The following is a 22,877-nucleotide window of genomic DNA, read 5'->3' on the forward strand; positions in this document are numbered from 1 at the left end:
CTCTGAGCAGCCATTTTCAAGACAGGACGACACCGTGATGAATACCACGTCCTGTCATTCAATTTACCACCCATAACGGAATGCCATTAGGAGCCTCCACCATGCAAATGATTAAAACCCGTGCCGCTATCGCCTGGGGTCCCAACCAGCCACTGTCGGTTGAAGAAGTGGATCTGATGCCACCGCAGAAAGGTGAAGTATTGGTGCGCATCGTCGCAACTGGCGTATGCCACACGGATGCCTACACGCTGTCCGGTAAAGATCCTGAAGGCGTATTCCCGGCGATTCTTGGCCATGAAGGCGGCGGGATTGTCGAAGCCATCGGGGAAGGCGTGACCAGCGTTGCCGTTGGCGATCACGTTATTCCGCTTTACACCCCAGAATGTGGCGAATGTAAATTCTGTCGCTCTGGCAAAACCAACCTGTGTCAGGCTATTCGTTCCACGCAGGGTAAAGGTCTGATGCCGGACGGCACGACTCGCTTCTCCAAAAATGGCCAGCCGATTTTCCATTACATGGGCACCTCTACCTTCGCTGAGCACACCGTTGTGCCTGAAATTTCGCTGGCGAAAGTGAATAAAGAAGCACCACTGGAAGAAGTTTGCCTGCTGGGCTGTGGCGTTACCACCGGTATGGGCGCTGTGCTGAATACCGCAAAAGTGAAAGCGGGCGATACCGTTGCGATTTTCGGTCTCGGCGGCATTGGTTTGTCGGCCATTATCGGCGCGCAAATGGCAGGTGCCGGACGCATCATCGGTATCGATCTCAACACCAGCAAATTCGATCTGGCGCGTAAACTGGGTGCGACCGATCTGATCAACCCGAAAGATTACGATAAGCCGATTCAGGACGTCATCGTTGAACTGACCGATGGCGGCGTGGACTTCTCCTTCGAGTGTATCGGTAACGTCAATGTCATGCGTTCCGCGCTAGAGTGCTGTCATAAAGGCTGGGGTGAATCCATCATCATCGGCGTAGCGGGTGCAGGTGAAGAAATCGCCACTCGTCCGTTCCAGTTGGTGACGGGTCGCGTATGGCGTGGTTCTGCTTTCGGCGGCGTGAAAGGCCGTAGCGAGCTGCCAGGCATTGTCGATCGTTACCTGAAAGGTGAATTCCCGCTGAATGACTTCATCACCCACACCATGGGGCTGGACGAGATCAACACGGCATTCGATTTAATGCACGAAGGCAAATCGATTCGCTCTGTGATTCATTTCGGTTAATTGCGCTACTGTCAGGAACAGAATAAAGGAGGCTGTACAGCGATGACTTCATCACTGGAACTGCTGGAAGAACACCGTATGTTTGGCGGTTGGCAACAGCGCTACCGCCATGTGTCGGAAACGCTGAACACCGCAATGACGTTCAGTATTTATCTGCCGCCGACACAGGATGATATACCGCCGCCCGTGCTTTACTGGCTGTCAGGGTTAACCTGCAACGACGAAAACTTTACGACGAAAGCCGGTGCGCAGCGCGTTGCGTCCGAGCTGGGTCTGGTGCTGGTCATGCCGGACACCAGCCCGCGCGGCGATGGCGTAGCAGACGACGCGGGATACGATCTGGGTCAGGGAGCGGGATTCTACGTGAATGCTACGCAGGCACCCTGGGCGGCACACTACCGGATGTATGACTACATCAGCAGTGAATTGCCGGCGTTGATCCAGCAACATTTTAATGTGAATCGTCGTCAGTCCATCAGCGGACATTCGATGGGCGGCCACGGCGCGCTGATGCTGGCGCTACGCAACCCGGATCAATTCCAGTCTGCGTCAGCGTTCGCACCGATCGTTAACCCAAGTCAGGTTCCCTGGGGACGCAAGGCGCTGACCGCCTACCTCGGTGAGGATGAAACGCAGTGGTTGCAGTATGACAGCTGCCATTTGCTGGCAAATAGCCAGAAGAAGCTGCCCATGCTGGTCGATCAGGGCGATTGCGATCAGTTCCTTCCCGATCAGCTGCAACCGGCGAAACTGGAAGAACTGGCAAGCCAGTATGACTGGCCGCTGACGCTGCGGACACAGTCTGGCTATGACCACAGCTATTTCTTCATCGCCAGTTTCATCGAAGATCATCTGCGCTTCCACGCCCGCTATTTATTGGAAGAATAGTTATTGGAAGAATAGCGCGTCGAATAATGGTGCTATGCTTACCTTGTTGAGCGCCGCGCTCAGGAATCTCCTGAGCGCGTTTTCTCTTCCTGTAATAACGCCATCGTCATAACCCCTGAAAGACATGAGCGCACCTGCCGCGTGCAACATGACGGATAAAAAAAGAAAAAAAGGAAACCTTGATGATACACGTTCATCACCTCGAAAAATCCCGTTCGACCCGCGTAACCTGGCTGCTGGAAGAGCTGGGCGTTGACTATGAAATCATTCGCTACGTGCGTGACCCAAAAACGTTTAGCGCTCCGGCATCACTCAAACAAATCCACCCGTTAGGGAAGTCACCGGTGATTACCGATGGCGAGCTAACGATTGCCGAATCCGGGGCCATTGTGGAATACCTGATTGAGACTTACGGCAACGGCAGGCTCCGCCCACAGAGCGGACAAGCACTGCTGGACTACCGCTTCTGGCTGCATTTTGCGGAAGGTTCACTCATGCCGCTGCTGGTGATGCGTTTAGTCTTGGCGAAAACAGAATCCGCACCGATGCCATTTTTCATCCGCCCCATTGCCCGCAAAATTGTGCAAAGCATCGAGAAGGCCTTTATTGTGCCGCGGCTGACGACACAGCTTCAGTTCATCGAACAGCATTTGAGTAAACAAGAGTGGTTTGCGGGAACGTCGCTCAGCGGTGCCGATATACAAATGGCCGTCCCGCTGGTGTTGGCGAAAACGCGTTTGGATTTCAGCCACTACCCGCACATCAAGCAATACATCGAGCGGATAGAAAGTCAACCAGCTTTTCAGCGGGCTCTTGCTCAGGATTAACGGTGCGATTGGAATATCACCTCATCGACAACGACAAACAAAGCGGGTCGCTGGGCGACAGAGCAAGAATTCTGTGAGCATTTACTGATTATTCATGAACTGATAACGATATGCTGCTGTTTACCCCCGATATATTTCGAGCTATAACACGCTATAGCGAAAAAGGTGGTATACCGTCAGGATGCGGCATTGACACGTTGGGAGTGATTAATTTTGCAGAGAAAACGAGTTTCATCAACAGAGTTGTTTTCAGTCGGATACGATGCAGAAAAAAGCCAATTGGAAGTCGAATTGCTAAATGGGAGCATCTATCTCTACAGCGGCGTAGCACGCATGATTTATGAAGAGCTGATGGCCAGCAAGACGAAGTACCGTTACTACGCCAGCTTTATCAAAAATTCATTCCCCTACGAGAAAACGCAGTAGTTTTTGAAGATAAAGAGCCCTGATTTTTAAAGATAAATAATAGTCTTAGGGCGGAGAGTACTCTCCGCCCTTCGCTTTCTGCCCGGTTATTCCCCAGTCGACTCAACGGTATTAAACGCGGCCAGCAGGACGTCTTCATTGAGCGTCAACGGCAGATAATGAATGGATTCACCCGCCTGCAAGGTGCGGGCAATAACCGCCTGAAGCGCGGCGCGATCGTGAATATCCACGTCCAGTGCGGCGAGTGTGGTCGGCAAACCGAATGCCTTAAACGCCGCCTTCAACTGGCGCAGTGTGTCACTATCGCCCAGTAACGCGCTTTGCACCAGAATGCCATAAGCCACCTTGGTGCCGTGCAGGAAGCGCTCAGTTTGTGGCAACACCGTTAAACCGTTATGCACCGCATGCGCCGCCGCCACGCGGGTATAGCGCTCACCCAACCCGCCAACCATGCCGCCACCGGCAATGATCGCATCTACGATATCCAGAAAATCCTGCGTCAGTTCACCACGCTCGACGGCTTCCAGCGCCGCCGCACTTTGTTGCAGCAACACATTGCGGATATCCAGCGCGGCCTGTAAGCCCAGACGAACAGAAAGCGGCAGCGTTTCTGGCTGAGGGCTGAGAACGACGGCTTCATACCACTTCGCCAGCGTGTCGCCGACGCCAGCCAGCAGGTATTCCACCGGTGCCGCCAGCATAATCCGCGGTTCCACCAGCACCAGATGGTTAGCATCAGTGAAAATCTCGAAGCGCAGCGCCTGTCCGGCATCGTTATACCACACGGACAGCGGCGTCCAGGCTGCACAGGTCGCCGCAATGGTCGGGATAGCGACCAATGGGACACCGATATGACGCGCGGCGACCTTCGCGGTATCCAGCACCGCCCCGCCGCCGACGCCAATAACGACCCGACATTCATCGCCCGCCTGCGCCACCAGTTTTGCGACTTCCCCTTCGCTACAATGCGCACCAAACTGCACGCGGCGGGCTGAAGGCGCATCGAATTCGCCCGGTAAATACGGTCGAGCCGCAGCAATCGCCCGCTCGCCGTAGATCCACAGCGCGTTTTTCAGCACGTCTGATGGATAAAATTCCAGCAGCTTATCGATAGCGCCAGAGAAAGAGAAATAGTTAGCAGGGCCAACCTGTACGCGGACTGTCGTTGTGTGCATGTTTGAATCTTCCTCGCCGCGTCCTCTCTTGAACACGGATCTTATCTTATGTTTGTCTAATAGATGAATCTGCTGCGCTACCCTATTGATAACCCCATCTTATTCACTTGCCTGCGCCAGCTTAAGAACTTTTTTATTTAATTTATGCCTTTTCGTTCATAGCCAATAACTCTCAAACACTTGAAGCTGTATTAAATTCTCTGGGATATGTGCTACCTTTCTTTTCCGTTATTTCATGACCCTGACCGCCAAGAGCGTTACCGACCATGATTCCTACCTCCCAAAGCCGACTGGAAATGCACAATATTTCCATCTCCTTTTCTGGTTTCCACGCCCTCAAGCAGGTTAATTTCACACTGGAAGGTGGTTCGATTCATGCCCTGACTGGCGCAAACGGCGCGGGTAAATCCACGCTGATGACGATCTTATCGGGCGCTTACGATCACTATCAGGGCGACATTCTGATTAATGGTAAGCAGGTCGATGTCCATTCCCCGCGTGATGCCAAGCGATACGGCATTCATCTGGTGCAGCAGGAAGTCGATGTTGCGTTGGTCCCCACGCTGTCCGTGGCGGAAAATATTATGCTGGATACGCTGGCGCAGGACGGACATCTGCTGAGTTGGCCACAGATCTACCGTCAGGCACAGACGCTACTCGATCAGCTTGGCGTTCACCTTAATGTTCGCCAACGGCTGGATACCTGCTCGCTCGCTGAGAAACAGCAAATTCTGCTCGCCCGCGCGTTATCTCACGAATGTCGCTTCCTGATTCTGGATGAACCCACCGCCCCGTTGGATCAGGCCGAAAGCGCGCGCCTCTTCGAGGTGGTACGCCGTTTACAGGCCGATGGCATCGGGATCGTGTTTATTTCCCACCGTATTCATGAGTTGAGCGAAATCTGCGATACGTTGACCGTTCTGCGTGACGGCGAGTTTGTCAGCAGCGGGGCGATGCAGGGACTCAGCGGGGAAGCGATCGTAGAGAGAATGCTGGGGCACCGGCTTGACGATATCTTCCCACCGCGCCGAGCGACACCTGCCGCAGAGACGCTGCTTCAGGTTACGGGTTTGCACGACGAAACGCTGTTGCACAATATTTCTCTCACGCTGCGCAAAGGGGAAATTCTGGGCATTGCCGGGCTGGCTGGTGCGGGGAAAACCGAGCTATGTAAAGCGCTGTTCGGCGCGGAGCCCTGCCAGATCGCGCAGGGAGAATATCGTGGTAAACCCTGGCGACCACATTCGCCGCACCGGTCCGTCGAACAGGGTCTAGCGCTGGTTCCTGAAGAGCGGCGCAAAGAAGGCATTTTTATTGATGAATCTGTCACCATGAATCTCAGCATCACCGCCACCGATAGCTTTTCACGTTGGAGTGTATTCAGTCGTGGCAAAGCATTGCGCTGGGCAAAACAGATCGTTGAACGGCTGGCAGTTCGCACCACCGGTCCGGCGCAAAAGCTGGCGCGCCTGTCGGGTGGGAATCAGCAGAAAGTCGCTATCGGCAAGTGGCTGCGCAGTGAAGCACAGGTTTTGATTTTTGACGAACCCACCAAAGGCGTGGATATCAAGGCCAAACAGGACTTGTTCACCCTGATTGACGGCCTCGCCCGTCAGGGTAAAGGCATTATTTATGCGTCGGGCGAGTTCTCCGAACTTGTCGGGCTCTGCGATCGCATCTGCGTGCTATGGGACGGCCGCATTGTCGCAGAGCTGAACGCGGCTGAGATTGACGAAGAAACCCTACTTTTATATTCAACTGGAGGAACTCCCGCGTGAGTCACCCACTTTCATCTAACGGGGCGCTCCCCTTCCGTCACCACGTTTTCGAGTTTCTCTATAAGTGGGGCATGCTGATCACGGTTGTTGCGCTGATTGCCCTTTTCGGGCTGGCGTCGGAGAACTTTCTCGACCCGTATAACATCATCAATATTTTGCGCTCTATCGCCATCGTTACGGTGATTGCTATTGGCGTCTCCATTTCGCTGTCCGTGGGCGGATTCGACCTTTCCGTGGGGTCAACAGCCTCGCTGGCTAATGCGTTGGTTATCTCGCTTTTCGTCTGGCATGGATTCGGCACCACCGGCGCGATTGTCCTGACGCTGCTGCTGTGCACGCTGGTCGGGCTATTCAATGCCTTCCTCATCGTCGTGCTGAAGATTCCCGATATGCTGGCGACCCTCGCCAGTCTGTTCGTCATTCAGGGCGTGGCGATGACCTACAGCTATGGCGGTTCCATCACGCAGAACATGGTGCTGCCTAGCGGCGAAATGGCGGAAGGCGTCATTCCTGAATTCTTTGCCACGCTAGGTCAGGTACCGGTCATTGTTGTCATCATGCTGGCGGTAACGGTACTGGTACAACTGTATCTGTCCCTTACCAAACACGGTCGCCGGATGTACGCCATCGGCGGCAACCCAGAAGCCGCACGACTGGCGGGCATTCGCACGGCGCGTTATCGGGTACAAGCATATGTGTTTTCGTCACTACTCGCGGCGCTGGGCGGCATCTTACTGGCATCGCGCATCGGCTCTTCGCAGGTCAATGCCGGAGGCGGCTATTTGATGGATGCCGTTGCCGCGGCGTACATCGGTTTCTCACTGGCGGGATCCGGCAAGCCGAACGCGCTGGGTACGCTGCTCGGTGCCGTTATTCTTGGCGTCTTGCAGAATGGACTGGTGATGCTCTCCGTGCCTTATTACGCCATGGATATCATCAAAGGTCTGGTTCTGGCACTTGCGCTAGCCATGACGTATATCCAGAAGCGCTAATCTCTCTCGCGTTCAGTAGCATCTCATTTCAGTACCTTCTCGCTTCCGCCCCGTTCATCCGAATTCGGGGCGGATTCATAATACAGATCACCAATGCCTTCTCTCATTAAGCGGCGTTTTGCCGCCGACACCTATCGCTGCACTCGCTCTATTATTTACTTCCGTTATTATTAAGAAATAAATATTCGCTCATACAATCAAGATCGGTTCGGAATAATCACAAATAATAACGTTCTCATTTTAGGTCTGACGTGGACTACTTCCATTCCCTGCCGATATAGCGAGAGCGACAGAGATAATCGACAGGGAAAGATTCAATCCGATGAAACGTTCAATTTTGATAATCAATTAAAATTGATGAATATCATCATTCCGATACCGGGCAATATTCCGTCATACCCGGAAAAATCAAACTACACGTTATTTATATCCGTTCTGCTGAGCATACTCATCAATATTTTCAATCGTCTTTTCCATCAGTAATTGCAGCGATGAGGCGGATGTCCAGGAGATATGCGGAGTAATCAGAAGATTAGGCAGGGTTTTCGCCGCAGCCATCAATGGGTTGTCTTTTGCTGGCGGTTCCTGCGTCAGGCAGTCTAGCGCGGCGCCAGCAATGACGCGCTGCTGCAAGGCTTCTGCCAGCGCGTGCTCATCAATCAGCCCGCCTCTGGCCGTGTTAATAATAAACGCGGTAGGCTTACACAGTGCGAGCGTCTCCGCATTAATCAGATGCTGCGTGCTCTCATTGAGCGGGCAGTTGAGTGAAATCACATTAGCCAACCGCAGAACGTCTTCAAACGGCAGATACCCAGCGCGACACGATGAAGCTCCCCGGTGCTCGGCAAAAATCACCTTCATCCCCAGCGCTTGCGCCAGACGTGCGACTTCCCGCCCAATCATACCCGCACCGATGATGCCCAGCGTAGCACCGGCGATGTCCTTGACCGGATGATCAAAATAAGCAAATTGCGACTGGCTGGCCCAGCGATCGCCCAGTTGATCGCGATACCACGCCATCAGGCTATGCTTTAGCGCAAAAATCATAGCAATCACGTGCTCGGATACGGCTTGCGTCGAGTAGCCCGGTACATTTTTGACCGTGATACCCAGTTCTTTGGCAGCAACAAGATCGATATTGTCGGTGCCCGTTGCCGTCACGGCAATCAGCTTCAACGCAGGTAACGCGGCCAGGGTGTCTCGCGTTAATAGGGCTTTATTCGTGATGATAACGTGGGTGTCTTTTGCTCGGGCGATAACGTGATCGGGCGAGGTATAGTTATATTCAATCCATTCATGGCGGCATTGTGGACGCCTAAAACTCGTCTTTTTCAGGAAAATGGTTTCAGGCAGTGAGCCTTTATCCAAAAAGGTAATTTTTAACATCATCGTGCCCTGGTTGCTATTCATATACTGATTTCCGCTTGCAGATATCAAGGGCTCCGCAGTCGACAATCACGACAGGTATTCTCATACAAAAATAATGAATTAAATTCTCTGTATGACACAAGACAACGAACGTATTAATGACGTTACACTTCCTGCCTCATCGGAAATCCATCACTCCGTAACGTGAAGCGTAGTCAGCATTAAAGCAATTAACAATACCTAATATAATGAATTTCATTCATCGACATTGTTAGCGTCGATATTCAGAAATATCACAAAAACAATAAAGCCCTGCTACTCATTGTTATCATGACATCGGTAAAGAGATAACCGTAATAACGGGTCACAACTGAGCCCAGTAGTTAATCAGAAAGAATACATTCGCGAGAAAAACCGCAGAAGTGGTGCCATATCATTGGAGAGAGGGAGTAAGCGAGGGTCATAATGCCCCGGAACGAGCTGACCCATTCCGGGGAAGTGCTACATCAGAAGTTGACGTTTACCGATACCCAGTAGTTACGACCTGGGGTGACATAACCGGTCGTAGAACGGCTGGAATCAAAGTAATCACCCGCATAGTACCCGTTATACGATTGTACTTGGGAGAAGTCCTTATCCAGTAAGTTGTTTACCGTACCATTCAGAGTAACATCTTTCGTCACTTTGTAAGAGGCACCCAAATTCACCACCGTCCACGCTTTCAGGTTGGCACCGCGCGCATTATACACCAGCTTCTCATCATCACTCAGATTGGCATAATTGCTGAGAAAACGAGGGGTTTTGCCATGATATTCGGCGGCCAGCCAGGTAGCCCACTGCTCGTCAATTTGCCAGTTCAGGCGAGCATTCGCCATATGCTTAGCGGTGTTAGTGAGTGCAGCGCCGGGATTATCCCCACCGATTTGTTCACTGTGCGTATAGGTGTAATTCAGGCCTAGGGTTAACTCAGGAACAACCACAGGGAAAGACGTTGCGAATTCAACACCTTGCGTTCTGGCTTTACCAATGTTACGGCTAGAGTCAACGCGTTCTGTCACATTCGTACCATTTGGCAACGTTATTCTATTTCTGCTAATCGTATAGCTGTCGATTTTGTTTTTGTAATGGTTCACAAAACCAGTAATGTTCGCTTTTACGTTCGCGGCATTCCCATAGTACAGCCCTGTTTCAAAGTTAGTACTTTCTTCCGGCTTCAGATCAGGGTTACCCAGAACTGTCGTCCATCCATTCCCTGCCACGCCGCTGACGCCATTATGCAGTTGTGCCAGAGACGGTGCTTTATATCCGGTGCTGACACCACCTTTTACCGTCCAATCGTCAGCCACATTCCAGACCAGATAAGCACGCGGACTTAAATGACCGCCAAAGCTATCGTGTTTCTCATAGCGGGCACCTAACGTTAGTGACAGCGGATCGAGTAGCTGCCAGTCGTCTTCTGCATACAGCGACCAGCTTTTTTGTTCGAACGTTTCACCGCTGTTTGCCAACACAATGCCATCTTTAAGGCGTGCATCCCAGAATTGCCCACCAACAGTCAGCAGATGATCCTCCCCGACTGGCGACACGAGCATCGTATCGAAGATAGTGTTGGTATTCTTCAGTTCACGGTCACGACCAGAAAGGCCAGCATTAGCGGTATTCAACACACGTGGTGTCAGCAGTCGTCCCTTGTTCTCGGTCACCGCATAGGACAGATTTGAGCTCCAACGACCAAACGAGAGGTCGGTGTCATGGCCAACTGTCAGTTTATTACGCTCAAAGCGCAATTCATCGCGGTATCCACCGCCACCAACACCAATCGGGCCCAGTTGGCTACTGCGGTTATCGTAAGTCTGGCGTGATATATCACCATCAATCCACAGGGTATTGGCGTCGCTGGTTTTAAAGTTCAGCTTCCCACCGACAGTGTAGTTATCAGTCTTGGTCGGGAATGGAACACGCGTGTCACCCGTCCCGCTCAGTGAAGTGACGCTTGATCCCTGACGATGCTCCACATTACCGCGCAATGCCAAACTAAATTGATCGTTCACCAACGGGCCGGAGGTATAGAACCCCAGCGTTGAGCTGTCCCCCCATTTACGGTGTTCTTGCACCGTATGTGACAGATTAACGCTGCCACTCCACTGTTTACTGTTTTTCTTGGTAATAATGTTGACCACACCGCCAATCGCATCAGAACCATACAGCGTCGACATCGGCCCGCGAATCACTTCAATACGTTCAATGGCTGACAATGGCGGCATCACCGCCGTATTCATGGTGTCAAAACCATTCGGCGTTGTATCTCCACTGGCATTCTGACGTACGCCATCGATTAGAATCAGGGTATAACTGCTCGGCATACCACGAATACTGATGTCCAGACCACCCGTTTTCCCCGTACCGCTACGCACATCAACCCCTTCCACACCGCTTAAGGCTTCACCCAGATCGTGATAACTTTTTTGCGAGAGTTCTTCTTCACTGACGACAGAAATGGAGGCTGGTGCGTTCGTCAACTTTTTCTCATAACCACTCGCGGTGACAACTAAAACATCATCACTACCTGCCGCTATCGCGACATTTGTTGCTGTTGCCGCCAGAGCCAGTGCTACTGCATTCTTGAGATTAATCAGAGAATTTCCTTTCATGATTCCTCGTTATTTTATTGAGTTTTTTTGCAAAAAAGAGTGTAAAGGAATGCTTTTAAACGTAAATGATAAGTATTAGCATTATTCATTTCGTTTAAGTGCGGTTTAGAAATGCCAATTTACGTAGCACGAAAGCGCTTACCAGGAAGAATAAAGACGGTTAGGAAGGATTTTACAGCAATAATGAAATTCAAAATATTTGATATAAAATTGAGATCTTGCCAAATAAAAACGCCGCTGATAAGTATGTTATCAGCGGCGTGAAAGGCGATATGCTTAGTTAAAAAGCAGCGATAGTTAACCGCATTCTTACGATTTAGTCTTTATGATCGGGGTACGTCATATCCTGATACTTGATAAAGCGCGTGCCACGGCACAGCTTATAGCCGAACCAAATCAGCAGGAATAGCGGAATACCGATGTACGTCGCCGTTACGCCATACCAGTCGATTTTATCTTCCAGAAACGCCTGATAGTTCTGCCCCAGCGTGATGATCAGACAGAGCACAAACGCAAAGATCGGCCCCAGCGGGAAGAAACTTGATAAATAAGGTAAGCGATTCAGATCGTGACCTTGCATGACATAGCCGCGGCGGAAACGGTAATGGCTGATCGCGATCCCCAGCCAGGCAATAAAGCCTGTCATACCGGAGGTATTCAGCAGCCACAGGTAAACCGTTTGGTTACCATATAAAGAAGACAGGAAACACAGCGCCGCCACCACGGTGGTGGCGTACAGCGCATTACGCGGCACGCCGCCTTTTGACAGTCTGGCGAAAATGCGCGGTGCTTTACCTTCCGATGCCAGCGTAAACAGCATACGCGTAGAGGCGTACATCCCGGAGTTACCCGCCGACAGCACCGCCGTCAGGATAACCGCGTTCATGACCGCCGCCGCCGACAGCAGGCCTGCGTTCTCAAACACCAGAGTGAACGGACTCACCGTAATGTCTTTGACATCATTACGCAGCAGGTTCGGATCGGTATACGGAATGATTAAGCTGATAATCAGAATCGCGAAGATATAGAACAACAGAATGCGCCAGAAAACCTGACGGATGGCACGCGGAATGTTTTTGCTGGGTTCCTGAGATTCCCCCGCCGCCACGCCGATCAATTCCGTTCCCTGAAAAGAGAAGCCGACGATCATCGCCACACCGATCATGGCAGAGAAACCGCCAGCAAACGGCGCATCACCAATCTCCCAGTTGTGGAATCCGGCATTTTCCGCGCCGCTCATGATGCCCGTAATCATCATCACGCCAACAGCAATGAAAACGACGACCGTGACCACTTTAATCAGTGAGAACCAGTATTCCGCTTCGCCAAATCCTTTCACGGAAATGTAGTTAAGCAGGAACATTAACGCGAGGAACAGCGCGCTCCAGATCCAGCCAGAGACATCGGGGAACCAGTATCCCATCACCAGCTGCGCCGCCACCAGATCGACCGCGATGGTCACCGCCCAGTTGTACCAGTAGTTCCAGCCCAGCGCGAAGCCGAACCCTTCTTCTACATAGCGGGAACCGTAGCTGGAGAACGAACCGGAAACCGGCATAAACGCCGCCAGTTCACCCAGGCTGGTCATCAGGAAGTAAACCATCAGCCCAATCAGGGCATAAGACAGAAGTGCGCCGCCCGGACCGGCTTGTGAAACCGTCGCACCAGACGCGACAAATAACCCGGTGCCAATCGATCCGCCAATGGCGATCATCGTTAAATGCCGTGCTTTCAGTTCACGGCGCAGGGTCGGTGTGCCCTGTGTTGTTTGTTGAATATCGTGCTGAGCCATTGTTATCCTGCATGCTCGTGCTAAAAATCGAGGCGGGATTGTAGCAAATAGCGTTGTGCTGAATAGTTAAGATCGTCGAGTTATAAGAGAGGTTAATAACTCACGCCCGATTATTAGCAGCAGAAAATATTTTCGCTATGGCGTTTCGCAGCAATAACTCAGGAAACGCTGCAGCACATTTGAAAGATGTTTCTGTCGGTGATGAACCAGATACAGCGTCCGCGTGAGTTTAGGCAGCGGCACCTTCAGCTCCACCAGCGAGCCTGACGCCAGTTGCTCGGCAATGACATGCCGCGACAGGCAACTGATGCCGATCCCGTGGCGAACCGCATGTTTGATCGCCTCTGAATTCCCTAATTCCATCACCAGATGAAAATGCGACAGGTGCGTTAGCAGCAGATGATCCAGCACTTCGCGCGTGCCTGAGCCACGTTCACGCAGGATCCAGTGCGCATCCGCCAGCGCGGTTAATGAGACAGTGCCCCGGCTAAGCGGATGTTCGGGAGAGCAAAAGACCACCAGCTCATCTTCCAGCCAGGGCTGCGTAATCAAATCAGGGTGATGGCAAGGCCCTTCGATCAAGCCCAAATCGACACTGAATTCAGATACACGCGTGATCACATCTTTGGTATTGCCGACATGCAGTTCCAGCGGAATATCGGGGTAGTCATGGCGATAGCGGGCAATCATCGCAGGCAATAAATAGTTGCCAATGGTGCTGCTGGCATACACGCGCAGCGCCCCATTATCACGCCGGAACAGTTGCTCAATTTCCATCGACTGTTCAAGCAGTGCCAGTGCCTTGGGATACAGCAGGCGGCCATGCTCATTCACCACCAGACGTTTACCCACGCGGTCGAAAAGTTGAACACCCAACTGCCCTTCTAAATCCGCCAGAGCCGCGCTGACAGCCGATTGAGACAGGGCAAGCACAACGGAGGCCTGTGTCGTTGAACCACTTTTCAGGACTTCGGCAAAGACTTCCAGCTGACGTAACGTGATATGCATAGTGCGCTCTTTATCTGAAATACTTATAGGTTATAAATATATAATCAATTTCTCTTTTAATCTCGTGGATTATAAGCTGGCTTCTCAATTTTCGGTACGGTCAGAATAGGCACCCAATCCATGGCTCTTCCTGCGACATTACACACGATAGCCCCGCCCGATGGAGCAAAAGCGCGATTACCCGGCCTGTTGTTAGTAAGTTTAATGACTTTTTTGCTCCTCTGGCTGGCAAATATTCCGAAAATCGCCCACTGGGGTCCGGGTTCGCTGACATTGGCGATCCTGATTGGGATCGTGCTCGGAAATAGCATTTATCCACGTATTCATCCGCTGTGCGATCCTGGCGTGCAGTGGGCCAAACAGCATTTACTCCGCTGGGGCATCATACTTTATGGTTTTCGCCTCAGCTTTCAGCAGGTTGCTGCCGTTGGCTTTACCGGTGTCGCGGTCGATCTTACTATCGTCACGCTGACGTTTTTACTCGCCTGCTGGATAGGCAAACGCTGGCTGAAACTCGACAATCAAACCGTGATGCTCATCGGTGCTGGCAGCAGCATCTGTGGTGCGGCGGCGATCATGGCAACCGCACCGGTTGTCAAAGCATCCAGCAATGCGATTGCCGTCTCCGTTTCCACCGTGGTGATTTTCGGTACGACGGCGATGTTTTTGTATCCGTGGCTCTATCAGCTCAATCTCGAACATCACTGGATTGACGCCACACCACAGATCGTCGGTCTGTACTTCGGCTCAACGATACACGAAGTCGCTCAGGTTGTTGCCGCCGGACATGCTGTTGATGGTGCGACGGAAAACATCGCCGTCATCAGCAAGATGCTGCGCGTGATGCTGCTGGCCCCTTTCCTTCTCATTCTTGGGTTTTACCTGAAAAAAACGACGCAAAAAAGTGACGCGGAAGACGCGATTCCACTGATGTTCCCGTGGTTTGCACTGGGGTTTATCGCCGTAGCGGCCTTCAATTCCTTCCAGCTACTTTCCCCTACGCTCGTCACGCAGCTGGTACAACTCGATAATGTGCTGTTGACCATGGCGATGGTTGCGCTGGGGCTCACAACCCGATTCAGCGCCATCCGTCAGGCCGGCGCAAAACCGCTGCTGCTGGCACTCATTCTGTTTCTCTGGCTGGTTGTTGGCGGTGCGGGCATCAATTTGTTCTTCGAGCATTTATTCGGCTAACGATAAATTATTTACCTGTTAACGTCTGATTAACGTGCCCGACGGAGCCATGACGATGCCATAATGTCTCCGTTACCAAAGGAGACCAACATGAAATACATCGGGGCGCACGTTAGCGCATCTGGCGGGGTCGATCAGGCCGTGATTCGCGCGCATGAGATAAAGGCGACGGCTTTCGCGTTATTTACCAAGAACCAGCGCCAATGGCAGGCTGCACCGCTCAGCGCCGAGGTCATCGACCGTTTTAAAGCCGCCTGTGAGCAATACGCGTATACGTCAGCACAGATTCTGCCCCACGATAGCTATCTGATTAATCTGGGTCACCCGGACGCCGAGGCGCTGGAAAAGTCACGCATCGCGTTTATTGATGAAATGTCCCGTTGCCAACAACTTGGGCTAAGTCTCCTGAATTTTCATCCCGGCAGCCATCTAAAGCAGATCGAGGAAGCTGACTGTCTGGCACGTATCGCCGAGTCCATCAACATCGCGCTGGCGGAAACGGACGGCGTCACCGCGGTGATTGAAAACACCGCCGGGCAAGGCAGTAATTTGGGTTTCCGCTTTGAACATCTGGCAGCCATCATCGATGGCGTAGAAGATAAAAGCCGCGTCGGCGTCTGTATCGACACCTGTCACGCCTTCGCTGGCGGCTACGATCTGCGGACAGAAGCCGATTGCGAAGCCACTTTTGCTGAATTCGATCGCATTGTTGGGTTTCGCTATCTGCGCGGAATGCATTTGAATGATGCCAAAAGCACGTTCGCCAGCCGCGTTGACCGACACCATAGTCTGGGAGAAGGCAATATCGGCAAAACCGCTTTCAGCTATATCATGAAAGATGCCCGCTTTGACGGTATCCCGATGATTCTGGAAACGATCAACCCCGATATCTGGGCCGACGAAATCGCCTGGCTCAAATCTGAAGCCCAATGCTAATTAGTTTTCATCCCATAAAAAAAGCGCCAGATGGTGAATACCAACTGGCGCTATCTCATCCACATCCTTGTGTTATGGCATTACTTTTTATTCACGATGATGATCAAACTTACGCAACTTTCGCCAGCTGTTCATCAGAGCGTTTCAGCAGTGCGTACAGCACGCCAGCGACAGCAGTACCCGCAATGATCGCTAACAGGTAGCCGATAACCGGGGTAATCGCGCCAGGAATCAACAGCACGAACAGACCGCCGTGTGGTGCCATCAACTTAGCGCCCACCGCCATTGACAGCGCACCAGTCAGTGCCCCACCGATGATGCAGCAAGGCAGAACGCGCATCGGGTCACGCGCCGCGTAAGGAATCGCCCCTTCGGAGATAAAGCACAGGCCCAGTACAAACGCCGCTTTGCCCCCTTCACGTTCGGTCGGGTTGAATTTTTTGCTTGCCAGTACAGTCGCCAGACCCATTGCCAACGGTGGCACCATACCGGCTGCCATAACGGCGGCCATCGGCGCGTAAATCTGGCTACTGAGCAAGGTCGTACCGAAGACGTAAGCGACCTTGTTAACTGGCCCGCCCATATCCGTACACATCATAGCACCCAGGATCGCACCCAGAATCACCGCATTCGCTGTACCCATGGATTGCAGCCAGCCTGTCAGGCCAGTCAGGATTTTCGCCACTGGCGTGCCAACGACGTAAATCATGATGAGACCGGTGATTAGCGTAGCGAACAGCGGAATGATCAGGATCGGTTTTAGCGCAGTCAAACTTTGCGGTAGAATCAGTTTATTGTTGATTGCTCTGGCAATATAGCCCGCCAGGAAACCGGCAATGATCCCACCGAGGAAGCCTGCACCCGTACTCACCGCCAACATCCCGCCAACCAGACCTGGCGTTAAGCCTGGACGATCCGCAATGGAGAACGCGATATAGCCTGCTAATACTGGCACCATCAGCGCAAAGGCAGAACCGCCACCGATCTTCATCAGCGCTGCTGCCAGTGTACCTTCCTGTTTAAAGGCTTCGATACCAAAAACAAACGACAGGGCGATACACAAACCACCCGCCACGACCATCGGCAGCATATAAGACACGCCGGTCAACAGGTGACGGTACGGGCCTGCTCCACCTTTCTGGCCAGACTCGCTCGCGCTTGACGCACTAGCTTGCCCGGACGGCTGGTACACTTTCGCTTCAGCCTGCGCTTTATCTAACTCCTGCGCCGTCTTCTTCAGTGCCAGCCCGGTCGACGTGCGATACATTTTCTTACCAGCAAACTTCGCCAGATCGACTTCAATGTCCGCAGCCACGATCACCAGATCGGCTTGTTCAACTTCTTCAGGAGTAATCGCGTTGCCCGCGCCAACAGAGCCGCGCGTTTCCACTTTGACCCACCAGCCGCGTTTTTTCGCTTCGCTTTCAATCGCTTCTGCCGCCATAAACGTGTGCGCGACGCCCGTCGGGCACGCCGTTATCGCCACAATACGCTTGGCAGCTGCGGGCTGCTGAACAGGCGCTGACGCAGCGGCCTGATAGACCGTGGCTTCAGCCTGTGCTTTCGCCAAAAAGGCTTCCGGCTGCGAAACTGCCAGTTCGATGTCACCGACATAAACTCGCTTGCCATTCAGTGCGCTGTCCGCCGCAGCGGATGCACCCAGAACGATCGCCAGTTCAGCGTCGTTAACCTGTTCTGTAAACGTCACCCCTGCTTTCGCAGCGGCAGCGCCGAGTAGGTTTTTCACCAGTTGGCTTCTCGCCAGGCCCAGTGATTTATCCAAAATCAGCAGCGTTTTCATTGTTTATCTCCTGCTGTATCAGTTAAAGGGTTTGAGGTCGACACGCGCCATCATTGCGGCCAACTGAGGACGATCGGTAATACCAACATTACTTTGGCTGACGGCCAGCGCTGAAACCGCCGTAGCCAAACGCAGAGTGTGCTCACTGGACTCACGCATTAATAAGCCATAAATCAACCCCCCAACCATGGAGTCGCCCGCACCTACCGTACTTACCACATCACAGGCCGGTGGTTTTGCCAGCCACGCACCCGATGCATTCACCCACAGCGCGCCTTCCGCACCCAGTGAGATCACAACATGCGCAATACCCTGCTCACGCAGCGCGTGGGCGGCATCCACCACATCAGCCAGCGTAGGTAATTTACGCCCAGCCCATATCTCCAGCTCCCGGCGGTTTGGTTTCACCAACCAAGGAGAGGCTTTCAGTCCCGCCACCAGCGCTTCACGGCTGCTGTCGAAAATAATGCAAGGACACTGCGTACGCAGACGCGACATCCAATCGGTAAAGGCATCAGGATCGACGCCAGCAGGCAAACTGCCGCTCACCGCGACCATGTCAAATTGCCCCAGCCAGCTCAGCGAATCATTGACGAAACGCTGCCAGTCTTGCTGTGTCACTTCAAAACCGGAAAAGTTGAAGTCAGTTACGTCGCCATCTTTTTCGGTTAATTTGACATTAATACGCGTACGTCCTGGCACAACCTGGAAACGGTTGGCAATGCCCAGCTCGCTGAACAATTGCTGAAAACCATCCTGATTGTCTTTACCCAGAAAGCCACCTACCGTGACATCAATCCCGAGATCTTTCAGCACCTTGGCAACGTTAATACCTTTGCCTGCGGCGTGCAGACCCGCTGTCTGAACCAGATTGACTTCGCCTTTCTCAACTTCCGGGCAATAGCCAACCAGGTCATAAGCTGGATTCAGGGTAATTGTGGCTACTCTCCTGCTCATGCTGCCCCCTCGCCCAAACCGGACGTAATCGCGTCGCCAATAGCGGCCAGTGCTTGTTCTGCATCGCTACCGCTCGCGGTGAAACGCAATTTGTGACCTTTCTTCACGCCCAGCGCGACAACTTTCATCAGGCTGCGGCCATTTGCCGGTTTGCCTGTGCCATCCAGATTGGTGACGGTAATGTCACTGCTGAACTGCTTGATCACGTTCACCAGCATCGTTCCCGGACGCGCATGCAGACCGTGTTCGTTACGAATGGTGAACTCTGCCGTCAGCACTTCGCTTTCTTCCGGTACGTCGCTAGTCAAAAGAGCCAGCAGCGTCGGTGCGTCAGCCGTCAGCAGACGTTCCGCTTTTTGCGCAATCAGCAGGTTGCTCAGGTAATCGATCGGGGCAAAAGCCTGATCGTCAGCCGCGGCTACCGTCACCAGTAAGGCCACGTTCTCGCCGTCAACGCTGAAAGGCGTAGCCGGACGTGCCACCGCAGCCGCGCTGCTGAGGTTGCCGACAGCGCTATCGCTGAACCACACACCTTGCCCCAGATTCAGCGGCTTGCTGCTGACTGCGGTGCTGACGAAGCTGGCGTCTGCTGCACCGATCTGCTGAAGACGGCCGGCGTTCAGCGCCTGAAGCGTCAACAGATTATCGGTCGCCACATCCAGCGCAATCAGCGAGGTATCAAAGCGGAACTCCGCCAGTTGCTGCTCGCCCATCAGCAGGCTACGCAGTTCTTCCGCTGACGTTGTGCTTGCCAAACGTGCTGCCACGCGATCGTCGCTCAGAACGTGGGTCAGTTGACGCAGCAGCGCAAGGTGTTCATCAGAACGGGCTGCAATCCCCAACACCACGTAGGCGGTTTGATCTTCACCCCAGGAAATACCCTGAGGAAATTGAAATACTTGAACCCCGGTCTTCAATACCAGATCGCGGGTATCGGTTGTGCCGTGAGGGATAGCAATACCGCTTCCCAAATAGGTGGATGTTTGCTGTTCACGCTGGAGCATGCCGTCGACATACCCTGCGTTAACGCACCCGGCCTCGGTCAGTGCTGAAGCAACAAGCTGGATAGCTTCCTGCTTAGTACTGGCCGCTGCGCCCAAATGAATATCTTGCTGTGACAACTGGAACATGGCACTCCTCTCTTGCTGAAAGTTGAATCGTTTCAGCTTTTATGAGAAAAAAATGTGTCGATTGTTAGGGCGTTTCAAAAAAATTCCGCTGAAACGTTTCAAAAGTCTCATTCTATTACGCCATTTATGCAAGCTTTCTACACTGCTGACGTAACAGAATTTTGACATCACGCACATTTTAACGTGGATGACGCGCTGCCCGCCAACAAAAATCACCCAATGGCTGAAGCCGTGCTGACGAAAAATAATGAAACAAGATTTCTGTTTCATTATAAACCCGAGTACTATGTCGCGCTCGACAGCCTCTGCCTATTTTCCAAGCGCTATCAATTTATGTTCACTCCTGCAAATACAACGCGACGTCCGCTCGATCTGACATCGTCAGCATTTTTAGTTATTGCCTTCCTGACCGGAACGGCCGGTGCCCTGCAACTTCCTACGCTTAGCCTCTTTCTTTCCAGCGAAGTCCAGGCTCGTCCTTTCTTAGTCGGGATGTTTTATACCGGTAGCGCTGTTATCGGGATTGTCGTCAGCCAAATGCTGGCCACGCGGTCGGACCGTCAGGGCGATCGCAAATCGCTGATTTTCGTCTGCTGCCTGCTGGGCGCACTCGCCTGCATGCTGTTTGCCTGGAACCGTAACTACTTTATCCTGCTCTTTATTGGCGTATTGCTGAGCAGCTTTGGCTCGACCGCGAACCCACAGCTTTTTGCGCTGGCGCGGGAGCATGCGGATAAAACTGGTCGTGAAGCGGCGATGTTCAGCTCTATCCTGCGCGCGCAAATTTCTCTCGCCTGGGTTGTCGGCCCGCCTATCGCCTTTGCGCTGGCATTGGGATTCGGCTTCACGACGATGTACCTGACCGCCGCTGTCGTCTTTATCTTGTGCGGCATTCTGGTCAAACTCTTTCTGCCTTCCATGCCCAAAGCCGTGGAAAAGACCACATCCACACTGGAATCACCGCGCCGCAACCGCCGGGACACGCTCTTGCTGTTCGTGGCGTGTACCTTGATGTGGACCTGCAACGGCATTTACCTCATTAACATGCCGCTGTATCTGGTGCATGAGTTGCATCTGCCGGAAAAACTGGCGGGTATCATGATGGGTGTGGCTGCCGGGCTGGAAATTCCGGTGATGCTGATTGCCGGCTACGTTGCCAAACGCTTCGGTAAACGTTTCCTGATGCGGCTTGCCGTTGCTTCCGGTTTACTGTTCTTCGGCGGCTTGCTGGTTCTTGATGGCGAAATAGCGCTGCTGGCGTTACAGGTGCTGAACGCCATTTTCATCGGTATTCTGGCGGGAATCGGCATGCTTTACTTTCAGGACTTGATGCCCGGACAGGCAGGTGCGGCGACCACGCTGTTTACCAATACCACGCGCGTTGGCTGGATCATCTCTGGTTCACTGGCAGGGATTGTTGCTGAAATCTGGAACTATCACGCCGTCTTCTTCTTCGCGCTGCTGATGATCGCCGGCTCTATCTATTGTATGTGGCGTATCAAAGACGCCTGATCGCTGCACATTAAGGGGCGGTGTCGGCTTCCAGCTTCAGCAGGTAAATCATCGCCTCATCACGATGGCTGAAACACATATCCGCGCGCGGCTTTAGCCCCGCGCAAACCTCAGGCCGCAGTGGAGAATGGAACAGCCCGCAGCGCATCGCCTCATCGAGATGAATACAGGGTGTGTTTGCAGGCTTGCCGTTTGGCAGGCCCGGCATCGGCGTTGAAATCGATGGTGCGGTACAACAGGCACCGCAATGGGGGCGACAGTCCATCAGCAAGCTCTCCGGTGGGCTGGCAAGAAGTAAGAGCGCCACGATAGCAGCCCCGCCGTAAAAAACCAATATCAGCCCTTTTTTCCTTATACTCTAAATAATTCGAATTTCAGGCAGGCGGCAAGTGAAGGACAAATTCGTCAGGAACGAATTTGACCAGCCAACTGCTGGCCTTCGGTGAGAGACAGGATGTCTCTCATTTCATCCCGATGAGCTTACACAAGTAAGTGATTCGGGTGAGTGAACGTAGCCAACGTACATGAAATTTGAAGGATGACGAGTATATACTTGCCTGAACTCTTCGGCGCGAGTAACGTGTCGCCACAAAAATCACACTCCTTATAGCAGGTAATTTTTATGGCAAGAGCGAACGAGATTAAACGCGGAATGGTCGTTAACTATAACGACAAGTTATTGCTGGTAAAGGACATCGACGTCCAGAGTCCCAGCGCCCGCGGTGCCAGCACGCTGTACAAAATGCGTTTTTCTGATGTCCGCACGGGTTTGAAAGTGGAAGAGCGTTTTAAAGGCGACGACATTATCGATACCATCACGCTGACGCGCCGCACGGTGACTTTCTCCTATATTGACGGCGACGAGTACGTCTTCATGGATGATGAGGACTACACCCCTTACCTCTTCAAAAAAGATCAAATAGAAGAAGAGCTGCTGTTTATCCCTGAAGGCGGTATGCCGGGGATTCAGGTATTGAGCTGGGACGGCCAAATCATCGCGCTGGAATTGCCACAAACGGTCGATCTGGAAATTGTTGAGACAGCACCGGGCATTAAAGGTGCCTCTGCCAGTTCACGCAACAAACCTGCGACCATGAGCACCGGTCTGGTTATCCCCGTTCCAGAATATCTGAGCGCGGGTGAAAAGATCCGTATTCATATTCCAGAACGTCGCTACATGGGTCGCGCAGACTAACATTCTACCTTGTGCTTCCCGCAC

At 52.7% G+C, this 22,877-nt stretch carries 19 protein-coding genes; 10 read left to right on the forward strand and 9 right to left on the reverse strand.

Going from position 1 to position 22,877, the window contains the following annotated elements:
* The first annotated feature begins 101 nt into the window (after nucleotides 1–101).
* From Q3A88_RS01350 to Q3A88_RS01365, 4 genes are all read left to right on the forward strand, one after another.
* Nucleotides 102–1,223 (forward strand): S-(hydroxymethyl)glutathione dehydrogenase/class III alcohol dehydrogenase, encoded by a 1,122-nt coding sequence (locus tag Q3A88_RS01350; RefSeq protein ID WP_010294737.1) that lies wholly within the window; start codon nucleotides 102–104, stop codon nucleotides 1,221–1,223.
* Nucleotides 1,224–1,265: 42 nt separating this feature from the next.
* The gene (gene fghA, locus Q3A88_RS01355) at nucleotides 1,266–2,111 is read left to right on the forward strand and encodes an S-formylglutathione hydrolase (protein WP_317177264.1); all 846 of its coding nucleotides are present in this window, start codon (nucleotides 1,266–1,268) and stop codon (nucleotides 2,109–2,111) included.
* 182 nt (nucleotides 2,112–2,293) lie between these two features.
* The gene (locus Q3A88_RS01360; protein ID WP_317177265.1) at nucleotides 2,294–2,938 is read left to right on the forward strand and encodes a glutathione S-transferase; all 645 of its coding nucleotides are present in this window, start codon (nucleotides 2,294–2,296) and stop codon (nucleotides 2,936–2,938) included.
* 213 nt (nucleotides 2,939–3,151) lie between these two features.
* Entirely contained in the window at nucleotides 3,152–3,364 is a 213-nt protein-coding gene (locus Q3A88_RS01365) for a KTSC domain-containing protein (protein WP_039275478.1), read from the forward strand.
* 86 nt (nucleotides 3,365–3,450) lie between these two features.
* Here Q3A88_RS01365 and Q3A88_RS01370 read toward each other — a convergent pair whose 3' ends face one another.
* Entirely contained in the window at nucleotides 3,451–4,539 is a 1,089-nt protein-coding gene (locus Q3A88_RS01370) for an oxidoreductase (RefSeq protein WP_317177266.1), read from the reverse strand.
* Between the two features lie 266 nt (nucleotides 4,540–4,805).
* On the opposite strand from Q3A88_RS01370, the gene Q3A88_RS01375 reads away from it, so the two are divergent.
* Together Q3A88_RS01375 and Q3A88_RS01380 are read left to right on the forward strand one after the other, a co-directional pair.
* Nucleotides 4,806–6,317 (forward strand): sugar ABC transporter ATP-binding protein, encoded by a 1,512-nt coding sequence (locus Q3A88_RS01375; protein WP_180786074.1) that lies wholly within the window; start codon nucleotides 4,806–4,808, stop codon nucleotides 6,315–6,317.
* A 71-nt stretch (nucleotides 6,318–6,388) separates the two neighbouring features.
* Nucleotides 6,389–7,309 carry an ABC transporter permease gene (locus tag Q3A88_RS01380; protein WP_207193806.1) on the forward strand — a complete coding sequence of 307 codons (921 nt, stop codon included), beginning with the start codon at nucleotides 6,389–6,391 and terminating at the stop codon, nucleotides 7,307–7,309.
* Nucleotides 7,310–7,729: 420 nt separating this feature from the next.
* Here the strand turns inward: Q3A88_RS01380 and Q3A88_RS01385 are convergent, their stop codons facing one another.
* From Q3A88_RS01385 to yieE, 4 genes are all read right to left on the reverse strand, one after another.
* Nucleotides 7,730–8,719, reverse strand: coding sequence for a 2-hydroxyacid dehydrogenase (locus tag Q3A88_RS01385; RefSeq protein ID WP_317177267.1), 990 nt, complete (start codon nucleotides 8,717–8,719; stop codon nucleotides 7,730–7,732).
* A 464-nt stretch (nucleotides 8,720–9,183) separates the two neighbouring features.
* Entirely contained in the window at nucleotides 9,184–11,328 is a 2,145-nt protein-coding gene (locus Q3A88_RS01390) for a TonB-dependent receptor (RefSeq protein WP_317177268.1), read from the reverse strand.
* Between the two features lie 316 nt (nucleotides 11,329–11,644).
* Nucleotides 11,645–13,120: an amino acid permease gene (locus Q3A88_RS01395; RefSeq protein ID WP_014915024.1), complete on the reverse strand. Its 1,476-nt coding sequence runs from the start codon at nucleotides 13,118–13,120 to the stop codon at nucleotides 11,645–11,647.
* 135 nt (nucleotides 13,121–13,255) lie between these two features.
* Nucleotides 13,256–14,128: a DNA-binding transcriptional regulator YeiE gene (yieE, locus tag Q3A88_RS01400; RefSeq protein WP_014915023.1), complete on the reverse strand. Its 873-nt coding sequence runs from the start codon at nucleotides 14,126–14,128 to the stop codon at nucleotides 13,256–13,258.
* Between the two features lie 120 nt (nucleotides 14,129–14,248).
* Here yieE and Q3A88_RS01405 point away from each other — a divergent pair, with 120 nt between their 5' ends.
* On the forward strand, nucleotides 14,249–15,322 hold the full coding sequence (locus Q3A88_RS01405; RefSeq protein WP_180786070.1) for a YeiH family protein: 1,074 nt from the start codon (nucleotides 14,249–14,251) through the stop codon (nucleotides 15,320–15,322).
* 90 nt (nucleotides 15,323–15,412) lie between these two features.
* Nucleotides 15,413–16,258, forward strand: coding sequence for a deoxyribonuclease IV (gene nfo / locus Q3A88_RS01410; RefSeq protein WP_039514553.1), 846 nt, complete (start codon nucleotides 15,413–15,415; stop codon nucleotides 16,256–16,258).
* A 109-nt stretch (nucleotides 16,259–16,367) separates the two neighbouring features.
* On the opposite strand, the gene fruA is transcribed toward nfo, so the two are convergent.
* The 3 genes from fruA to fruB are packed head-to-tail and all read right to left on the reverse strand — an operon-like array spanning nucleotide 16,368 to nucleotide 20,146.
* A complete protein-coding gene (gene fruA / locus Q3A88_RS01415; RefSeq protein WP_110164218.1) occupies nucleotides 16,368–18,059 on the reverse strand; it encodes a PTS fructose transporter subunit IIBC in 1,692 nt (563 codons plus the stop codon).
* Nucleotides 18,060–18,077: 18 nt separating this feature from the next.
* Nucleotides 18,078–19,016 (reverse strand): 1-phosphofructokinase, encoded by a 939-nt coding sequence (fruK, locus tag Q3A88_RS01420; protein ID WP_005967280.1) that lies wholly within the window; start codon nucleotides 19,014–19,016, stop codon nucleotides 18,078–18,080.
* Nucleotides 19,013–20,146, reverse strand: coding sequence for a fused PTS fructose transporter subunit IIA/HPr protein (fruB, locus tag Q3A88_RS01425; RefSeq protein WP_014915019.1), 1,134 nt, complete (start codon nucleotides 20,144–20,146; stop codon nucleotides 19,013–19,015). The genes fruK and fruB overlap by 4 nt, the downstream gene beginning before the upstream one ends.
* A 333-nt stretch (nucleotides 20,147–20,479) precedes the next feature.
* Here fruB and setB point away from each other — a divergent pair, with 333 nt between their 5' ends.
* Nucleotides 20,480–21,658 (forward strand): sugar efflux transporter SetB, encoded by a 1,179-nt coding sequence (setB, locus tag Q3A88_RS01430; RefSeq protein WP_039288087.1) that lies wholly within the window; start codon nucleotides 20,480–20,482, stop codon nucleotides 21,656–21,658.
* A gap of 10 nt (nucleotides 21,659–21,668) precedes the next feature.
* Here setB and Q3A88_RS01435 read toward each other — a convergent pair whose 3' ends face one another.
* Nucleotides 21,669–21,923, reverse strand: a complete 255-nt coding sequence (locus tag Q3A88_RS01435; RefSeq protein WP_039514939.1) for a YkgJ family cysteine cluster protein — start codon at nucleotides 21,921–21,923, stop codon at nucleotides 21,669–21,671.
* Between the two features lie 357 nt (nucleotides 21,924–22,280).
* Between Q3A88_RS01435 and yeiP the strand changes: the two genes are divergently transcribed.
* Nucleotides 22,281–22,853, forward strand: coding sequence for an elongation factor P-like protein YeiP (yeiP, locus tag Q3A88_RS01440; RefSeq protein WP_010277377.1), 573 nt, complete (start codon nucleotides 22,281–22,283; stop codon nucleotides 22,851–22,853).
* Nucleotides 22,854–22,877: the final 24 nt, after the last annotated feature.

It is taken from the genome of Pectobacterium sp. HCp5_1 (assembly GCF_032905925.1).
Lineage (GTDB): Bacteria > Pseudomonadota > Gammaproteobacteria > Enterobacterales > Enterobacteriaceae > Pectobacterium > Pectobacterium brasiliense_A.